The organism is Pseudomonas sp. NPDC078700, assembly GCF_044542375.1.
Taxonomy (GTDB): Bacteria; Pseudomonadota; Gammaproteobacteria; order Pseudomonadales; family Pseudomonadaceae; genus Aquipseudomonas.
In genome coordinates, this window is the sequence record NZ_JBITUI010000001.1 from 735,393 (window position 1) to 752,004 (window position 16,612).

A 16,612-nucleotide genomic window follows, 5' to 3' on the forward strand; every position below is an offset into this window, starting at 1 on the left:
AAGTCAGCGCCCTTGTCATTAATGAGCCATTTTATGCGAAGCCAAGCCCTGCGCGCCGACCTTTTGATGCTGGTAACCGCCATTATTTGGGGCTCCGCATTTGTTGCACAACGTCTAGGTATGGACTCAATCGGCCCGTTTCTATACAGCGGCTTGCGCTTCACTTTAGCGGCCGTCGTGTTACTCGCGATTCTGCCCCTGCTTACCCGCAGTAACGGTGCCCGCAAACCAGCGGTGGATAAAAGCTTATTGCTCGGCGGCGCGACCATGGGTCTTGCCTTGGCAATTGGCATCAACTTACAGCAAGTTGGACTGCTGTTCACCAGCGTCACCAATTCAGGATTTATCACCGGTCTCTACGTCATTATCGTCCCCATTCTGGGATTGTTTATTGGCCAGCGTAGCGGCATCGGGATCTGGCTGGGCGCGAGTTTGGCCGTTGTCGGCATGTTTCTGCTCAGTGTGGGCGAAGGCTTCACCGTTGCCTCAGGGGATTGGCTACAACTGGCCGGTGCCTTTGTCTGGGGGATTCATGTGTTGCTGGTCGGCTTTTTTGCGACCCGCCACGACCCACTTCGTCTAGCCGTGATCCAATTCGTTACCTGCGCGGTGATCAGCATGGTGCTGGCGCTGATATTCGAACCCTTTGCGCTGGACTCGATTATCGCTGCCGCTCCGGCGATTATTTACGGCGGTATATTTGGTGTCGCCATTGGCTTCACCCTTCAGGTGGTCGCCCAAAAGCACGCGATCGCCTCTCACGCCGCGATTATTCTTTCCCTTGAAGCCGTATTTGCGGCCATTTTCGGTGCAATCTTGCTCAGTGAAACCCTTGAGCTGCGAGGTTACATCGGCTGTGCCTTGATGTTTGGTGGCATGCTCTTGGCACAACTCTGGCCCAAAAAACCGGTAGTTGGCGTGGCAAGTTCTGTATAGCGAAGCAAGGCTAGCCGTTACTCAGCAGGTTAACGGCTAGCCTTGCCTACTCCAAAAACGGTCGTAATCGGCGATGTACGGGGTCACCCAAATCAACTGCGCGCGGTGCCTTGGCGGCTAAATAGTGCTGACTGAACACATCAAAATAGGCATTAAGGCCATCCGCGGCGCGCTGATCACCTGCCAGCTCAAGGCATAACGCCGCTACTTCGGCGGTACACAACTGCTCATTACGGGTCGAACGGCGCAGGTGATAACGTGACAAGCGTTCGGGCTCAAGACTCAATACCGGCAAGCTATCTAGGTACGGGCTTTTGCGAAACATTTTCCGCGCTTCAGTCCAGGTTGCATCTAACAACACAAACAACGGCCGCTTGCCTGACGCGACCTTGACCTCGCTGACCACCCGCTCAGGCGCAACATATTCACCGGGAAAGACGAGATAAGGCTGCCACTGCGGATCCGTGAGCAATGCAATTAATGCAGGGTCAACCTCGGTGCGCAGCCAACCAAAGGCGCTGGTATCGGCGACTACATCGGCAATCAGCCAACCGGTATTGCTTGGCTTCAGCACCTCAACGTCATGCATTATCAGGCACATAGCGGCTTGCGCCTCAATGCGCGGACGCCACGCACACAGACAGTGAGTCTGGGCAATACGGCAGTGATCACAGCGCAATGCCTTGGAGCCACGAGCCAAAAAGGGTTTTTCACTACGGGCTAAACGCACATCGCGCAAACGCGCTACGGCATGGCTCATAAGCGCTGCCCGCAGTCAGAAAAGCTGTGCATATTCAATCCTGGATTAATTGGCGCGCAGTCTAACAAAGCTCAGCGAATCTGGCTTAACTGACCGATATAAGCGACTTACAACTGCTGGCAAATTTGCCTAATGGGCTAATTTTGCTGCCGACTCAACACTTGAGCGTTATCATGAGCATTAGCTGAACCTCTACAGGTGCCTACCTGTCGAAGGATTGAAATGACTGTGGAGACTTGGATGTTACGCCTAACTGCTTTAACTCTGGCCCTGAGCCTGCCCTTTGCTGCCCATGCTTCCTCGCTGAAAGACTATGAGCTGACCAAGATGCTGCAAAGCGTTGCTCAAGAAAGCAGCGTTGGCACACCCCGTGCCATTAACGCGGACATTCTTGACCAAGGCTACACCGTGGAAGGTCACACGCTAATCAATCACCTTAGCGTTCAGCCACGCCACGCCGCGCAAATGCGCAATAACCTTGATGCAGTACGCGCCCAACTGGGCAAGAGCGTGTGTAACAACGGCGGGTTCCATAAATTACTCAGTGAGGGCGCCGAGCTGCGCTATGAATTCACCGAGTACAAAACCAATAGACCTGTTGTCCGCGAGACCTTCGACAAAGGCGACTGCGGCCAATAAGCCTTTGAAGGGCATGTGATTGCATATGCCCACGACCTCTCCTGCCTATCGGCTTGCAACGGCACGGCAACATCGACGTTATGCTGCTAAGGAGGCCCTTCATGCCTTTTCAACCGGATGACTACCTCGCCCGGCATTTCCAAACCAGCGGCATTGACCTGCGTGCCAAGGTGGATGAGTTAACCGAGTTAATCGCCCCGGCCAACAGCCTTAATCGTGAGCTGTACCGGGAAATGCTCGTCACTGTTATTCGCATGGGCCAAGCAGATCGTAATCGCTGGGACGCGAAAATCATGCTGCAGACACTGCGCGAGATGGAGCGTGCGTTCAGTGTGCTTGAGCAGTTCAAAGGGCGGCGCAAAGTCACTGTATTCGGCTCCGCTCGCACACCGGTTGATCACCCCGTCTACCAATTGGGGCGCGAACTCGGGGCCCAGCTAGCTGGGCACAACATGATGGTTGTCACCGGCGCAGGTGGCGGCATCATGGCAGCTGCACACGAAGGTGCCGGACTCGATAATAGTCTGGGCTTCAATATCACCCTGCCCTTTGAGCAAAGTGCCAATGTCACAATGAAGGACTCTGAACACCTGCTCACCTTCCACTTTTTTTTCCTGCGTAAACTGTTTTTTATCAAAGAGGCTGACGCGCTTGTCCTGTGTCCCGGTGGCTTTGGAACGCTGGATGAAGCCCTTGAAGTCCTGACATTAATCCAAACGGGCAAAAGCCCGCTGGTGCCTGTAGTCCTGCTTGACGAACCAGGCGGTACCTATTGGCAGCATGCCGTGCAATTCATTGAAAATGAACTGCGCGACAACGGCTACATCTTGCCCAGTGATATGAGCCTGATGCGCTTAGTAAATAGCGTTGAAGCTGCCACAACAGAAATCGCTCAGTTTTATGCCAACTACCATTCCAGCCGCTGGTTCAAACAACGCTTTATCATTCGCCTGAACCATTCACTCAATGATGCTGCGCTGGCAACCCTAGGCCGCGAGTTCAGTGATCTCTGCCTCGACGATGGTTTCGAGCAATATGAGCCAGGTGCCGCAAAGTTCAACGAACCAGAGTTTGCACACCTAACACAGCTAGTATTCACCTTTACCGGGCGTCACCATGGTCGTTTGCGTGAACTACTCAACCTGATCAATCTGCGTGACAACTGGCAAGGCCCTGTCAGTCGTTGAGCTTGCCGCTCAGCAGTTTACTGACCAGCTCCATGGGATAACCGCGATAGCTTAAGAAACGGCCTTGCTTGGCACGTTCACGCATGTCTTGTGGCAACTGCCCGGCATATTTGCGCTGCCAGACTTCGGTAAGCTGCTCTGACCAGTCAATACCACTCTCGGCCAGTGCCTGCTCAATTTCGGCGCGCACTAAGCCGCGCTGAGTTAGCTCTTCACGTATGCGTACAGGCCCGTAACCCAAGCGGGCACGGTAGCGGATAAAACTTTCTAGGTAGCGCGCTTCAGACAACAAGCCCTCTTCCGTCAAGCGGTCGAGGGCTGGGTCAATCAAGTCATCCGTTGCGCCGCGCTGGCGCAACTTGCGTACTAACTCAACACGCCCATGTTCGCGGCGAGCTAGCAAATCCATCGCTGCTCGCCTTACGGCCGTGGGATTGTCGAGTATGGCGCTCAAGCCTTATGCGTCAACTTCAGCATCAACCGGCGCTTCAGCTCCCGCTTTGGCTGGGGTTGCTGGAACCAACAGCTTTTCACGAATCAAGCCTTCAACAGTGCGGGCAACTTCTGGATTGTCTTCCAGGTACTTGGCTGAGTTCGCCTTACCCTGACCGATCTTGCTGCCTTGGTAGCTGTACCAAGCACCCGATTTCTCCAGGAAGCCGTGCAGCACGCCAAGGTCGATGATCTCGCCATTACGGTAGATACCCTTACCGTACAGAATCTGGAATTCAGCCTGACGGAATGGCGGTGCGACTTTGTTTTTCACCACTTTTACGCGGGTTTCACTGCCGACAACTTCATCGCCTTCTTTAACCGCGCCAGTGCGGCGAATATCCAGACGTACCGAGGCATAGAACTTCAGCGCGTTACCACCGGTAGTGGTTTCAGGGCTGCCGAACATCACACCGATTTTCATACGGATCTGGTTAATGAAGATCACCAAGCAATTGGCGTTCTTGATGTTGCCGGTAATTTTACGCAACGCTTGCGACATCAAACGAGCTTGCAGGCCGACGTGCATGTCGCCCATCTCGCCTTCGATTTCAGCTTTTGGCACCAGCGCTGCTACGGAGTCGACCACGATGACGTCGATTGCGTTTGAACGCACCAACATATCGGTGATTTCCAAGGCTTGCTCGCCTGTGTCTGGCTGCGAAACCAGCAGGTCGTCAACGTTAACGCCGAGCTTGCCTGCATATTCAGGATCAAGCGCGTGCTCAGCATCGACGAATGCACAGGTAGCGCCAAGCTTTTGTGCTTCAGCGATTACCGACAAAGTCAGTGTGGTTTTACCCGAGGATTCCGGGCCGTAAATTTCGACGATACGGCCTTTTGGCAAACCGCCAATGCCCAGCGCAATATCCAAGCCCAAAGACCCGGTAGAGATCGCCGGAATAGCCTGACGATCGTGATCGCCCATGCGCATAACCGCGCCTTTACCAAATTGCTTTTCAATCTGGCCTAGGGCAGCAGCCAAAGCGCGCTTCTTATTCTCGTCCATTGAAGTCCTCACGTGATCAAGAGGGCCTGACGGCCGCCAACAACTGTATAAGTAGCCAGTATTATTCCATAGGCTTGGCCATCCGCCTACCCCAGAGTTGGATTTTCTTTTTCGGTGAGGCGCATCAACCCCTCTAGAGCGGCTATAACCGTTTGTCGGCGGACACTTTGACGATCGCCGTCGAACTGTTTGCGCACGCTATACACCTGTTCTGAATCGCCCCAGGCCAACCAAACAGTGCCAACAGGCTTCTCTTTGGAGCCACCGTCAGGCCCGGCCACACCACTGACGGCGACAGCGTAGCGCGCACCACTTTGCGCCTGAGCACCACGCACCATGGCCTCGACCACTTCACGACTTACCGCGCCTAGAAGCACAAATAGCTCAGGACCAACCCCCAGTTGCTTGGTTTTCTGGGCATTGGAATAGGTCACGTACCCCGCCTCAAACCACGCCGAGCTTCCGGGGATGCGCGTAATTGCTTCGGCAATACCGCCGCCGGTACAGGACTCAGCGGTACTGACCAGCGCATGCAACTCAGTCAGTTTGCGACCCAAATCTGCTGCCAAACCGGTTATGTCAGATTGATTTGCTTGCATCTTCACTCCGGGGTTAAAGCCAAGTAGGTGGATACCGTACACTAGGCGCTTTTGTGATTCAGCCGGACAGTTAAAACGATGAGCCAAAGCGACCTCTCCGCCCACACCCCCATGATGCAGCATTACTATAAAAATGCGTCTTAGAGGCCCGTATTCACTGGCGTTGGCATAAGTTCTTCCAAAACTCTATCAGCAGATAGACGTCGTAGAGCCCAGTAAATACGCTTAAAGACTGGGTAGTATTGGAAAGGTTTTAACTGCCGTTTTCCAGTTAACCGGCTTGAATTTGATCAATCAAAGCTGTGCACTCTGCTAGTCACCACTCCCCAAATTTCAAGATCATCACCTTCGATGATGTATCTAGGCGCGTACTTCGGGTTTTCCGGTAGAAGCACGGGCATGCCACAGTTCTGGCCTAAGCGCTTTACTGTGGCCGCGCCATTCACAGACGCAATGACGATATCGCCCATCACTGCATCCCGGGCTTTATCGACAATCATTAGATCGCCTTCAAAGATTCCGGCACCCTGCATGCTGTCACCGCCGCACCTGACAAAATAGGTGTGCGGGCCGCGTATGTTTAAGGCCTCATCAAGAGACATCGGCGGCAGTTCTAATATGTTGGAATCCATTTCGCTCACTCATATACTGTACTTGCATACAGTATATCGGCAATTCCCTTGCCTCAATATCCGTGCGTCTGTGATGAACGATTTTTTGAGCTATACAATTACCCTTAATAAATAGCGCGCCCGGCCGATAGATCGGTTAAGGGCGGTTTACAGAAAATGTTCAGCGGTATTTTTGACAGGGAACACAATACAGGTGGAAATGTCCTAGTATTGTTATGGAAGCGCCACGAATTCTGATGTTACGTTTTGTGGCGCGTAAATTATGTTGACATAAGCCCGGCCGCGACGATAATCGCTTTCCGGCATGATCTTCGCAGGCAAGCCGGGTGTTCGTTCCATCAGAGGATTTTTGCTATGTCTAATAACCCATTTGTTCTTCGTTGCTATGCGGAGAAAAAGAATGGTTTGTGGATTGCCGCATGTCCGCAGTTCACCTTGGCCGCTCAAGGCGAGAGCTTTGAAGAAGCCAAAGGCAAGCTGGAATCTCAGATCAAATCCTATGTTGTAGAGGCTTTGACTGTAGATAAGGCTCACGCAGCAGAACTGCTTAGCCGTAAAGCTCCACTGGCTGTTCGTCTCCGCTATAGCGCAAAAGCGTTGGCGTATTCGATTTTAAAGCCAGGCGCCAAAAGACCTAAGCTTCGATCTTTCAACGAGCCTACTCTGCAATACGTTTGCTAAGGATCGCAGATGGGGTTTGGGAGACACCGCCCTCTAACATATAGAGAAGTCACCGGGGTTTTGAAAAAGCTTGGTTTCACCTTTCGAAACCAAGAAGGCAGTCACGAACAGTGGGTTGCTGAAGACCCATTTAGAAAAGTGACGGTGGATAAACCAAAGGCACCCTTTTGTCGTGATCTAATCATGTACATGTGCCTTCAGGCCAAAGTATCCAAGAAAACTTTTTACGCACTTGTCGATTAGCCCGGCCACTCATCCGGGCTTTTGCTTTTCTTCTCGCCCGTTCTGGGCATCAACTCCCCTTCCCTTTGCGCTGAGCATCCAACTTGCGATTTTGCGCAGGTTGACAGATCAGTCAAATAGCTCCAAACCTTGGTTGACAAAACAGCAAATTAGCCATAACGGGATTTTCTGTCACGAATTCCAGATAACGGGATTCGGTCCGAATAGGCCATCAACTCCCCTTAACTGAATCGTATGACCTTTCACAGATCAATCCTGCACCCCGAGAGGCTTTAAGCGCTCCAGCCAGCTCTCCTGCTCTTTCGTTAGCGCTTTTAAACAATTCCCCGAGCACCACAACGGCAGACTCGGCTGTCTTGCCTCCTGCGGGAGTTCCGGAATATTTGGCCACGACGCTGAGGACTCGATCGTTTTCTGCGCGCAGCCGCTTATTTGTAGCAGCGTAATCATTGATATCAGCAGTAAGCTCAGCCTGTACTTTCTGGCCATCTTTGCGAATCCCCTCTATTGCCGTCTGGCGGCGCTGTTCTTCACTGCGGGCTTGGTCGCTGGCTGCTTTAGCTGACCTCTCTTCCTTGGCGACGTATTCACTGTGTTTGGCCTGCCAGCTGTTATCGGTGATCGCCCATGACAGCCAGGCACCAGCACCAGCCAGTGCAAGGGCGATCACGGCATAGGCGATAAGGCGTTGAACCGTGAGGCCGATCATTCAACCACCCCACCCGCCGCAATGTAATGAGCAATCAAATCATCAAGGTCATGCTCGCGTTGTCCATATCCTGCGCCTGGCAAACTCGCCCAGATATTGCGGCACTTGCTGATAGCCACCTCAATGCGGCCGGCTTTAATGTCCTCCAAAGCGCGTTGCTCGCGGATCTGCTGCAAGGCAACCTTGTCCTGGCTGACCGGGCTGAACTGCATCAGCCCAAGCTCCATGCGGTAATGCTTCCAGTAGCGCTTTAGTAACTGGTACCGGCCAGCCGCGGTGGACTTGAGACCTTTCTTGTTGACGGTTACCAACACGCCTGGATGGTCTGCATAGCTGGTCATACGGTTAGGGCTATCAATGCCGCCAACAATTACGTCGTACCCATCATCTTTGGTGTACCGGCTGGTTGACGTACCTTCCGACCAAGCCAGCATGTCGAGAAACGCGCACACGTTCGCGCCGCCGGCTTCGACGGTAGTTATTCTTGGCATTGGTTACTCCAGATTATTAAATCGCTGGCAGCAGGAAGCGCACCGACTCAGGGTTGAGCGGTGTTGGTGAGGTCTGCTTGATTAGTTCAGGTTAATTGGGGCGTTAGGGCGCGGGCAGTGAGTCGGGAAGCCTTCGCGCTCGGGATAGTTTCGCAAGTCAATGCGGTAGGCCCGCCAAGCTACCGGGTCAATCCCAAGTAGCCCGTCCTCAGCTTTGCGGATTTCATTGTCTGCACGCACAAGCTCGGCGTCTCTCCATTGGCGCTCTGTAGCAGCAAGGTGCTTGGCCTCTTCAGCGGCGCGGCTCTCAGCGGTAACGACTTTCGACCAGTCAATCATGTTGGTAGCTCCACCGGGCCATCGATGGTGACGGCTATCGGTTTAGGGAACCGTGCAGCCTCCGAGGCGTCTGGCCCTATTGGGAATCGCAGAGTTATTTGCAGCTCACCCTCAATACGACTAACCGGGCCTGCGAAGTGCTCCGAGCCGATAGCCTCCACTGGAAGCGTCGCACCCTCGGGCAAGTCGCTAAAATCAAAGGGCTCACCATTGATTGCTAGCACGTCGCCAACAAGCGAGGCGCTGAACTCAAGGGGGAAAGCGGTTGAAACTGGGGAAAGTGAAATTTTCATGGGTTTAGTACCAATAGCCATGAGCGGTGTAATCCAAATAACCTATTGCAGAGCTACTTGGGGCCAGTGCCCGCAGAGTTGGAGTTCTACTGGTGTAAGAAGTGTTACCTTCAATGCCCCCCCAGCCGAAATACGCCCCTATCGACGGGGCCAGCAGCGTTATCGGCACAGAGATAAAAGAAGCGGGGAAATTAAAAAAAGTAGCCGAGGACGCAAATAGCCCGGCAAACGGATTATTTACGGGCCTGGCAACGGTATCAGCAAACCTGCACACTAGCCTCCCATCAGCGAAGCGCTCAAAATCCCCGTTAGCATTGCTCCCCCGCTCCAACTCCCTCCCAGTTACAAACCTACCCCCTACTGCGTCATACGTAATGACCGTATCCACATCAGTACGGATATAACCTGCAGGTAGCGCTACTCCAGTCACAGTAACAAGCGGCGTAGCTCCTAGCCCTTCGACGTTCACCGTTGCGGCGCCGGTATTTGCAGCGGTTGCCCTGAACCGATACTGAGCGCCAGCCACATAGGCCGATGGCTTGCCGAGCTGGTCATTAACCGTCAGCGTCAGTGCATTGGCCGTGCCGCCATAAGTGCAGTAAGGCGAGCCGATCAGCGAAGCCCCCTCACCATCCCCCGCCTCGCGCATGCCGCCCGCGCCAGCGCCTAAATCATCAACCACTAAAAATCGTTTACTAACCACTGATAGCCACCGGAACGCTCAGCGAACCGCCTCCGTACAGCCCAATTGGAACCGTCATAGTTGACGAGTTGATGGTTACCTTGAGCAGTGCGCCGCCGTACTGGGTGACCGGGATGTACGCCGGAATCCCCGACAGAACATCCCCATCCGGCAACTGCTTGAGCTTGCCGCTGACCCGAGTAAGCGGACGCCTCACAGCCATTAGAGATACACCGGCTCAAATTCAGCGGTGACCACCTCAGTGGCAGAAAGCGCCTTGCCCAGGTACTGGTCCATCTTGCCGATATCGGTTTCAGGATCGAGCGCAGCGTCGATTACCCCGCCAGCGGTGCCCAGCCAGTAGTCACCGCCTGGAGTCAGACCGCTAAGGTTGGCGTTCACCGTGTTCAGGCGGTAGGCGGTACCGGATGCGGCCGAGGCTACAGCGGCTTTGACGTAACCCCATGCAGGCCGATTGTTGCTGTTATCCGCCAGGCGCATTTTCAACGTGCCGGCGTCACTCCACAGCTCCACGAACTTGCCCGCGCCGATGGCTTCTGATGCCACGGCGTTGACTACGTTAGCGCCAATGCCCAGCGGCAAAACTGAAACGTCCAGCTTACCGGCATCATCAAGCGCAACAATATCCCCGGCGCTACCAGCACCAGCAGAGATAACCGTGGCAATGATCTGCCGTGTACGACCCGCAACGCGGGCAAGGAAACCTTGTGCCATTTTGATTACTCCAGTTCTATTGGATCTTGAAGGTTGAGGATGATTCGAGTTGCTGACACTGCCGAGCCAATCAGCACGTCATAGCCATCTAATGCAGGGGTTTGAGTGAGTGAGCCATTTGCACCAAGCCATACGCGGCCAAGCGCCCAGTTCCAGCCAGCGTCATCAAGCGGGCCTGAGCGCTGAACATTAAGGTCAGCGCCGATATCTGCAGCGCTGAGCGTGATACCCAGCATCTGGTCAATGTTCTCCCCATCGCGGTAGTCCAGCCGGAACACCTGATCGTCTTGCTCGTACACAACAAGCAAGGCGCTGAGTGTTTCGCCTGCTTGGCGTTGGAGGGCTGAGCCGCCGGCGGGGCCGGGTTGCCCCGCTTTGCCTGGTGGCCCCTGCTCACCAACAGTGACCACTACTGGCTCAGAGTCAGGCCCAAGCGTTACAGCGTATTCATTAATGTGTTCAATCAGGATCGGTGCCGGAGCCGGCTCAACTGAGACAGCCCATGCCTCTCCCTGATCGCTCATCGGGTAACCTCAGGGCTTACCGTGACAGGCCCCTCGAAGTAACGTTGAACAGTGCCATCTGCATATTCGACCTCAAGGTCATATAAAGCATTCGTCCAAGTGATCGCTGCTGTATCCGCTGCTGATATTTGGCGCTCAATTGTTCCAGGGCCAGTGATGGCCAGCCCGTCATTTTCAGTGGTTAGCTCAATTAGAACTGTGGCCTGAGGTTCTGCGCGTATTTGCATGCGGGCCACCGCACCAGTTAGATCAACGGGCGGCTGATAAATAAGCTGGCCACCTTCAGGGGCGCGTCCTGCGGATGAAATGGCGTTAATCTCAAGCGTACTTTCGTCGACGAACTCAACGCGGTGCGGGTGCTCTCGGCGCGGCGTCCGGTTAAGTTCTGGCATCTGGCGCACGTCTTGAATCCAAGCAAGCCAGTCTGAAGTCAGCCCGTGGTCACAGGTCAATTGCACCGGGGCAGTTGCGCTAATTGCCGTGATAGGTCGGTATACAAGCTTTGGCTGCATCACCCGCAACGTATCGCGCAGTGTTGAGCCCTGAATAATAAGCAAGGGGATGCGGGCCGGCTGCATGGCTGGCTACTCCGAGTATTTAGTTTTGGGGTTAGATCAGCGGTTGCCACTGCGTGGCAATGTTGAGTAAAACAAAGTCATAGGTGACTAGGGCTCTACCGGCGATAGTTCCGTTAAGGCCACTGATTTCCACGCTTATATCAGTCGTGTAAGACCCGCCCACTTTAGAACCGTCGAAGCCGTTCAGCTTGGCAGTTGCATATTCATTACCAGTCGCTGTGATCGTTAGGGTTTGCGAGGAGCCATTACCAGTAAATGAGAAATCAAACGCATAAACCTTGTCATCGCTGGGCGTGGGTATCTCAATCGTAATGTCTTCGTAGCAATCAACTTCCAATATAGCGGTGGTGGTGGCATCGACCTGAGACGTTCCAGCCTCATATATGTACACATGGGCCGTAGCCCGCTGCATTCCTGAAAGAACACCCGCTGTAATGCTGCAATACATAACACTGCCAGACGGCCAGGCCTGATCAACGGTTCCTTCGACGGCGCGCGTCAACTCAGCCACACCACCACTTACCAGGGCGTCGACAATCTCCCATCGAGTGGCGGCACCGGGATCATCTGCAAGTGTCAGGCGGTAAGCCCCATCCGGCAAACTCAGGCTAAGCGAGGTCGCACCGGCGGCAAGAGTAACCCCTTGGCTCCAATTATTAACAAAGTTCATGATTACCTCTGATGGTGTCTGCTGGCTTTTGACTAAGTCCAGCAAATAGGGTCTGAGCTATCGCGGGCGATTTGACCGGTGCGCGGATTCATTGAGCCGAACAAGTGAACGATCAAACCTGTCGTTGTGATCTGACCTGCGGCCACTGCTCCCCTGCTAGCCACATTACCTACGGTCGTCTGGTCTGGATCTGGCGTATTGATTTTTGCTGCGGCGAGGGCATGCATTTGTGAGCTGTAGCGGATAGGGAAAATCTCAAACTCTTGGTCATCTGTAGTTGCACCGAAGGTACGCCAAGTAACCCAAGGCTGATTAACCCCCCGGCCTACAAGATCATAGATCCCGCACTTCGCGTCACCGCCTATAGAACTACTGGTTGCGCTAACGCTATAAATCACTGAACCGTCACAGGTAATTGTGTGGGTATTGCTCAGAGTGCTGGACTGGGATTCTTCCCTTACAGGGTCAGCCGAGTTATTCAAGCCGGACTCATACGTCAAACTTGCAGAGTACGAACTAGTCTGGGTTCCTGTCGATTCGATAGTTACGGTGGAAACTGCAAATCCATCATCGAGCAACGTTAATGTGGCTAGCGAATTAGCCTCATGGCTATAGCTGACATCAAGCGTATGCTCACCCGGAGTAATCAACTTTGGTATATTTCCACCACCGCCTGGTGGATTTGAGCCCTCGACTACAGTGGGGCTTGATGACGTTGTTGGTGTAAGCGTGGAAGAAAGGCTGTCATCAACAGCAATGGAAACCCTTATGTCTTTAACCAACTCTTCGTCATCGTAATAGGCCGACACCAACCGCCCGCTTTCGCGGTAGCTCCAAGGCGAACGAGTTAGTCCATTCTGGAACCTCCCAACGGGTGTGCCCTCTACAGTCTCAGAGCCTTCACCCGTCCAGATATCTGGCGAGGTGCCTGTCTTGGTCCACACAACCCAGTATTCAGCGGTGCGAAGCACAGAGTCGGGATATGCAGGGGAGTCAATTTCGCCTATTACTTCGTCGGGCGTTCTGATGCACTCATACTCACCAACCACCTCACCATCAACAATTTGTAGCCGCACCTCCCATAGTTCGACCATTGGGATACGACATGGCATTAAGCGCGCCTGATTTGGAACTGCTGAGTCTTCGCGGCGCAGGTAAAGCCCTAGCAATGCTTTGTCGCCTTTCTTTGTCGCATCAAGCACCACGTAAGCAATACTCCCGCCATATAAGGGGCTGGAATAGCTGCCGACCTGAGTCAGTGCAACACTGCTTGATCCTATCTCACCAGGCGATCGGTTCAGGACAAGCCTATTCACAGAGATATTGCTGGGGGCGTTCATCGATACGGCATAGTTGAAGCTTTCACCATGAAGTATCCAGCTGGCGCTAACTTGCTGCCCATACAAAACACGACCGAATGGGCCATAAACAATATCAGGCTCCCACTCACGTCCAGCGGCCACATCCTTCACCTGCTGCTCAGGCGTTCGCACGGTTTCAGTTGCCCGCGGGTCTTTGAACAATAACGTATCGCCCGGCAAAGAAAATGCAGACGCAGAGGGGGTACTAAATATCCTCGGCAAAATCTTTTGCTGGCCGTTTGGCAGATCAATTTTTGCCGTATTCTCGGCGGTAGATGACGGCAGTGTTAGAAGGCCGTGCCATGGGAATCCAACTAGTGCTAACTTCCCAGGCACTTGGTCATCAAAAGGGCTATCAAACATTGGTCGGCGGCACCTTATAGTTGAAAACTACTTCCTGACCATCTGCGTCGGTCATCTTCAATTGCTGCAATGGCTGTATCTCAACCATCAACAAGTAATCATTGGTGAAGAAGGTGCTCACCTCTTCGAAATAAATTCGGGAGCTTTCAACCTCTGTGAGCGGGCTAGCGATCCCGCCGCCAGTGCCAGCCCTGATTGGGGTTGGCGGGTTGTTCCCTGTTCCACGCTTGGCCGGCAGTAATCCGCGTGGCTCAACCGTACGTAACCGCCGGGGCTCTTTAGCCGGAATTGTAAGCCGGTTAAGATCGTCGACAATTTGTGCGGTGCCACGGCGTGAGGCTTCATTCGCGGCACCGATCGCACGGCGCGCTGCTTCGTTTCCAGTACCAATAGCGCGGCGTTGCTGCTCCATTGCAGCACCGGAGGCCCGGCGTGAGTCCCCTAATGCCATCAATTCAACTCCAGCAAGTCGTTAGGAACAGACACCCGGTAGGTCGCTGCAATTGGCACCTCGAGTTCATCACGGCGCCCCGCCTCGATCTCTGGTGCCGTCAACGAGAACCGGCGGGGATACTTCTCTGGGTCTGCAGTGTCGCTCACTGAGAAGTTGCCGCTGAAACCATCAAGCTCTTCATCGTATGGTGGTACACCGCTTTTGCCGCCAATTTGGTTAGGCAAACCGCCAGGGTACGGCGATGGTGGTATTGGTACCGGTTGTGGCTCAACTGAGAATGCTGGAACTATGAGCGGGTCAGTAACAGTCCCGCCACCACGCATAACTGCGATGCTGATAGTGGTCATGGCAATGCCACTATCGAAGTCGAACGAATCAGCCAGTCTGACGCACTTGCCGAGCGCTTTGGTTTTCTGATCGTCCAAGTTTATGGTGTGGATCAAGTCGACACCCATCACCATGCTCGTTGGGTCGGTCCAGCTCACTGTTGTGGTGCGGTGAGCCTCATAAATCTGTGTCTGAGCCTGAGTCAGCATGCAGGTCAATGCACTCTGACGGCGGGGCTCATCTCTTATATCCTCATGACCGTTATCGCCATCGGTGTATTCGTCTGACTCCCATGAGTCGGCGCGCTCACTTTCAATCTCAATAGAAACGCGTTCACGAGAAATTTGCTCCCCCGAGGCTTCAACGCTTTGATCCGCAACAACGGTAAGCATGTATTTTTCAGTGATGCTCTGCGTCCACCGCCTAGCGCCGGTCCAGCCAGCACTCAGCAGCAGGTCAATATATTGGTTGTTCCAAGCGATACCTGTACCGCAAGGATCGATACTGTCAGGTGGCAACCGACCCCAGGTAGGATTAATCAACACGTAACCAGCACCCTCAGTAGCGCTGGTGATCATTTCAATATCTGGTAACTCTGTGCTGTCTATACGCCAGTTACAGAACCCACCCGATACAGCCCCTGGGATAATCCAAGTGAGCGGGTCATTCTGCTGGCGAAGCCTAGGAAATCGATACTCCCCTTCAATCTCGATCTTGTTTACCAAGCTCGATAAGTCAGCAAGGTCAACACTGAGCGAATCAAAAACAGTAGTACCTGCGCCGAACTCAAATGCAGGGGCCGATGCAAACCAGCTGGTTACCCGCAGATCACCAGATGCAGAACACTCAAGACTGACTGGCCGACTTGCTAAGCGCTCCTGAGCATAATCCCAGCGCGAGCGCCCTTCGACCGGTTCATAAACATCTTCTGACCAGTAACCGCCGGTTAAGCTGTCGACTTGATCAATAGTTAAGGCCTCGACCCGCTGCTGCAGTTGGTCTGTGCATTGGCAGTCAAGCAGACGAAGAGTAAGGCTGTACGTAGGGTCAGCAATGCGGCCAGTAAACCGGCGAACAGACGTTGTCACACCAGAACTTGTACTGATGTAGTCGATAGAAACGGTCTTGCCGCGCCATGCGTCAGGGTTAACCGTCCCAGATGGTAGGTGCAGGGTAAAGCTAGCAGTGCCTGCTGCACCCTCTTCCCTGTCTATCGCTACTTGGCCTGTGAGCTGGGCAGTCATATCCACACCATCGACCATCAACACAAGAGCCCAGCGAAACGCGCGACCGCTTGTGATGGGCACAACTGGCTCGACCGGCTCAGAATTTGAAGGCAAGCCATTCAACGCCAAGCTATTAAGCAGTGAGGCATTGAGCTGCATTAGGCTTCTTCCCAGTTAATAGTCCAACCATAAACGCCACCACCCATAGATTCAGGCGGCTCACTTGCGAATACTTCATACATTGGCAACCAATAGGTCGCATATAGCGATGCGCCAGCCACGGGAGTGATGGTGACGACCCCAGCTGAATATGTTGAGTCTGTTTGAACCCAGTCACCGCTGACAAGCGCCAAGACCCACGGAGCAGAATCAGGTCGCGAATTCCCTTTCAGCGCAACCTCTAGGTCAGTTCCGGTAATAGACATTGGTTTTGTGAGTCGCAGCTCAAGTGGCTCGCTGTAATCAAGACCTGCCAAGCCGGGAGGCATCCACGCATCATTACTGCTTATAGATCCGGATGCCTTCGACCAATGCGTCATTTTCACGCCTTCACCAAGACTAAGACGAACTACGCCCGACCCACCTAGAGCGTTACTGGACTGGTCAAAACTGCCCGCTTCCAATACGAACGGCACACCTCCCAGCATCAGGCTTGGATTGGACATTGAATAACTCCAGGCAA

At 53.7% G+C, this 16,612-nt stretch carries 24 protein-coding genes; 5 read left to right on the forward strand and 19 right to left on the reverse strand.

From position 1 onward, the window contains the following. Nucleotides 1–33 precede the first annotated feature (33 nt). Nucleotides 34–936: a DMT family transporter gene (locus ACIGCM_RS03495; protein ID WP_397500621.1), complete on the forward strand. Its 903-nt coding sequence runs from the start codon at nt 34–36 to the stop codon at nt 934–936. Nucleotides 937–982: 46 nt separating this feature from the next. On the opposite strand, the gene ACIGCM_RS03500 is transcribed toward ACIGCM_RS03495, so the two are convergent. After that, the gene (locus ACIGCM_RS03500; protein WP_397500622.1) at nt 983–1,696 is read right to left on the reverse strand and encodes a tRNA-uridine aminocarboxypropyltransferase; all 714 of its coding nucleotides are present in this window, start codon (nt 1,694–1,696) and stop codon (nt 983–985) included. Nucleotides 1,697–1,936: 240 nt separating this feature from the next. Here ACIGCM_RS03500 and ACIGCM_RS03505 point away from each other — a divergent pair, with 240 nt between their 5' ends. Then, nucleotides 1,937–2,335: a quorum-sensing-regulated virulence factor family protein gene (locus tag ACIGCM_RS03505; RefSeq protein WP_397500623.1), complete on the forward strand. Its 399-nt coding sequence runs from the start codon at nt 1,937–1,939 to the stop codon at nt 2,333–2,335. A gap of 101 nt (nt 2,336–2,436) precedes the next feature. Beyond that, entirely contained in the window at nt 2,437–3,522 is a 1,086-nt protein-coding gene (locus ACIGCM_RS03510) for an LOG family protein (RefSeq protein ID WP_397500624.1), read from the forward strand. Here the strand turns inward: ACIGCM_RS03510 and recX are convergent. From recX to ACIGCM_RS03530, 4 genes are all read right to left on the reverse strand, one after another. Then, the gene (recX, locus tag ACIGCM_RS03515; RefSeq protein WP_397500625.1) at nt 3,512–3,976 is read right to left on the reverse strand and encodes a recombination regulator RecX; all 465 of its coding nucleotides are present in this window, start codon (nt 3,974–3,976) and stop codon (nt 3,512–3,514) included. The genes ACIGCM_RS03510 and recX overlap by 11 nt on opposite strands. Nucleotides 3,977–3,979: 3 nt before the next feature. Then, nucleotides 3,980–5,023, reverse strand: a complete 1,044-nt coding sequence (recA, locus tag ACIGCM_RS03520; RefSeq protein ID WP_397500626.1) for a recombinase RecA — start codon at nt 5,021–5,023, stop codon at nt 3,980–3,982. An 86-nt stretch (nt 5,024–5,109) separates the two neighbouring features. Continuing rightward, nucleotides 5,110–5,622 carry a CinA family protein gene (locus tag ACIGCM_RS03525; RefSeq protein WP_397500627.1) on the reverse strand — a complete coding sequence of 171 codons (513 nt, stop codon included), beginning with the start codon at nt 5,620–5,622 and terminating at the stop codon, nt 5,110–5,112. Nucleotides 5,623–5,912: 290 nt separating this feature from the next. Beyond that, nucleotides 5,913–6,254: a LexA family protein gene (locus ACIGCM_RS03530; protein WP_397500628.1), complete on the reverse strand. Its 342-nt coding sequence runs from the start codon at nt 6,252–6,254 to the stop codon at nt 5,913–5,915. A 354-nt stretch (nt 6,255–6,608) separates the two neighbouring features. Between ACIGCM_RS03530 and ACIGCM_RS03535 the strand changes: the two genes are divergently transcribed. Continuing rightward, nucleotides 6,609–6,935 carry a hypothetical protein gene (locus tag ACIGCM_RS03535; protein WP_397500629.1) on the forward strand — a complete coding sequence of 109 codons (327 nt, stop codon included), beginning with the start codon at nt 6,609–6,611 and terminating at the stop codon, nt 6,933–6,935. Between the two features lie 9 nt (nt 6,936–6,944). Next, on the forward strand, nt 6,945–7,178 hold the full coding sequence (locus ACIGCM_RS03540) for a type II toxin-antitoxin system HicA family toxin (protein ID WP_397500630.1): 234 nt from the start codon (nt 6,945–6,947) through the stop codon (nt 7,176–7,178). Nucleotides 7,179–7,389: 211 nt separating this feature from the next. On the opposite strand, the gene ACIGCM_RS03545 is transcribed toward ACIGCM_RS03540, so the two are convergent. From ACIGCM_RS03545 to ACIGCM_RS03610, 14 genes are all read right to left on the reverse strand, one after another. Then, nucleotides 7,390–7,887, reverse strand: coding sequence for a DUF2514 family protein (locus ACIGCM_RS03545; RefSeq protein ID WP_397500631.1), 498 nt, complete (start codon nt 7,885–7,887; stop codon nt 7,390–7,392). Then, nucleotides 7,884–8,378: a glycoside hydrolase family 104 protein gene (locus ACIGCM_RS03550; protein WP_397500632.1), complete on the reverse strand. Its 495-nt coding sequence runs from the start codon at nt 8,376–8,378 to the stop codon at nt 7,884–7,886. Before ACIGCM_RS03550 ends, ACIGCM_RS03545 begins: the two co-directional genes overlap by 4 nt. Before the next feature lie 81 nt (nt 8,379–8,459). Next, the gene (locus ACIGCM_RS03555) at nt 8,460–8,717 is read right to left on the reverse strand and encodes a phage tail assembly chaperone (RefSeq protein ID WP_397500633.1); all 258 of its coding nucleotides are present in this window, start codon (nt 8,715–8,717) and stop codon (nt 8,460–8,462) included. Continuing rightward, nucleotides 8,714–9,010, reverse strand: a complete 297-nt coding sequence (locus ACIGCM_RS03560) for a hypothetical protein (RefSeq protein WP_397500634.1) — start codon at nt 9,008–9,010, stop codon at nt 8,714–8,716. The genes ACIGCM_RS03555 and ACIGCM_RS03560 overlap by 4 nt, the downstream gene beginning before the upstream one ends. 4 nt (nt 9,011–9,014) lie before the next feature. Next, complete coding sequence (locus ACIGCM_RS03565; RefSeq protein ID WP_397500635.1) at nt 9,015–9,692, reverse strand: hypothetical protein; 678 nt, start codon at nt 9,690–9,692, stop codon at nt 9,015–9,017. Nucleotides 9,693–9,705: 13 nt separating this feature from the next. Next, nucleotides 9,706–9,915: a hypothetical protein gene (locus ACIGCM_RS03570; RefSeq protein ID WP_397500636.1), complete on the reverse strand. Its 210-nt coding sequence runs from the start codon at nt 9,913–9,915 to the stop codon at nt 9,706–9,708. After that, on the reverse strand, nt 9,915–10,427 hold the full coding sequence (locus ACIGCM_RS03575; protein ID WP_397500637.1) for a hypothetical protein: 513 nt from the start codon (nt 10,425–10,427) through the stop codon (nt 9,915–9,917). The genes ACIGCM_RS03570 and ACIGCM_RS03575 overlap by 1 nt, the downstream gene beginning before the upstream one ends. Nucleotides 10,428–10,432: 5 nt before the next feature. Continuing rightward, nucleotides 10,433–10,951 carry a hypothetical protein gene (locus ACIGCM_RS03580; protein ID WP_397500638.1) on the reverse strand — a complete coding sequence of 173 codons (519 nt, stop codon included), beginning with the start codon at nt 10,949–10,951 and terminating at the stop codon, nt 10,433–10,435. Continuing rightward, on the reverse strand, nt 10,948–11,529 hold the full coding sequence (locus tag ACIGCM_RS03585) for a hypothetical protein (protein ID WP_397500639.1): 582 nt from the start codon (nt 11,527–11,529) through the stop codon (nt 10,948–10,950). Before ACIGCM_RS03585 ends, ACIGCM_RS03580 begins: the two co-directional genes overlap by 4 nt. Nucleotides 11,530–11,560: 31 nt before the next feature. Next, a complete protein-coding gene (locus tag ACIGCM_RS03590; protein ID WP_397500640.1) occupies nt 11,561–12,199 on the reverse strand; it encodes a hypothetical protein in 639 nt (212 codons plus the stop codon). Nucleotides 12,200–12,231: 32 nt separating this feature from the next. Next, a complete protein-coding gene (locus ACIGCM_RS03595; RefSeq protein ID WP_397500641.1) occupies nt 12,232–13,923 on the reverse strand; it encodes a hypothetical protein in 1,692 nt (563 codons plus the stop codon). Then, nucleotides 13,916–14,374, reverse strand: coding sequence for a hypothetical protein (locus ACIGCM_RS03600; protein WP_397500642.1), 459 nt, complete (start codon nt 14,372–14,374; stop codon nt 13,916–13,918). The genes ACIGCM_RS03595 and ACIGCM_RS03600 overlap by 8 nt, the downstream gene beginning before the upstream one ends. After that, nucleotides 14,374–16,089, reverse strand: coding sequence for a hypothetical protein (locus tag ACIGCM_RS03605; RefSeq protein ID WP_397500643.1), 1,716 nt, complete (start codon nt 16,087–16,089; stop codon nt 14,374–14,376). Before ACIGCM_RS03605 ends, ACIGCM_RS03600 begins: the two co-directional genes overlap by 1 nt. Next, nucleotides 16,089–16,595 (reverse strand): hypothetical protein, encoded by a 507-nt coding sequence (locus tag ACIGCM_RS03610; protein ID WP_397500644.1) that lies wholly within the window; start codon nt 16,593–16,595, stop codon nt 16,089–16,091. Before ACIGCM_RS03610 ends, ACIGCM_RS03605 begins: the two co-directional genes overlap by 1 nt. Nucleotides 16,596–16,612: the final 17 nt, after the last annotated feature.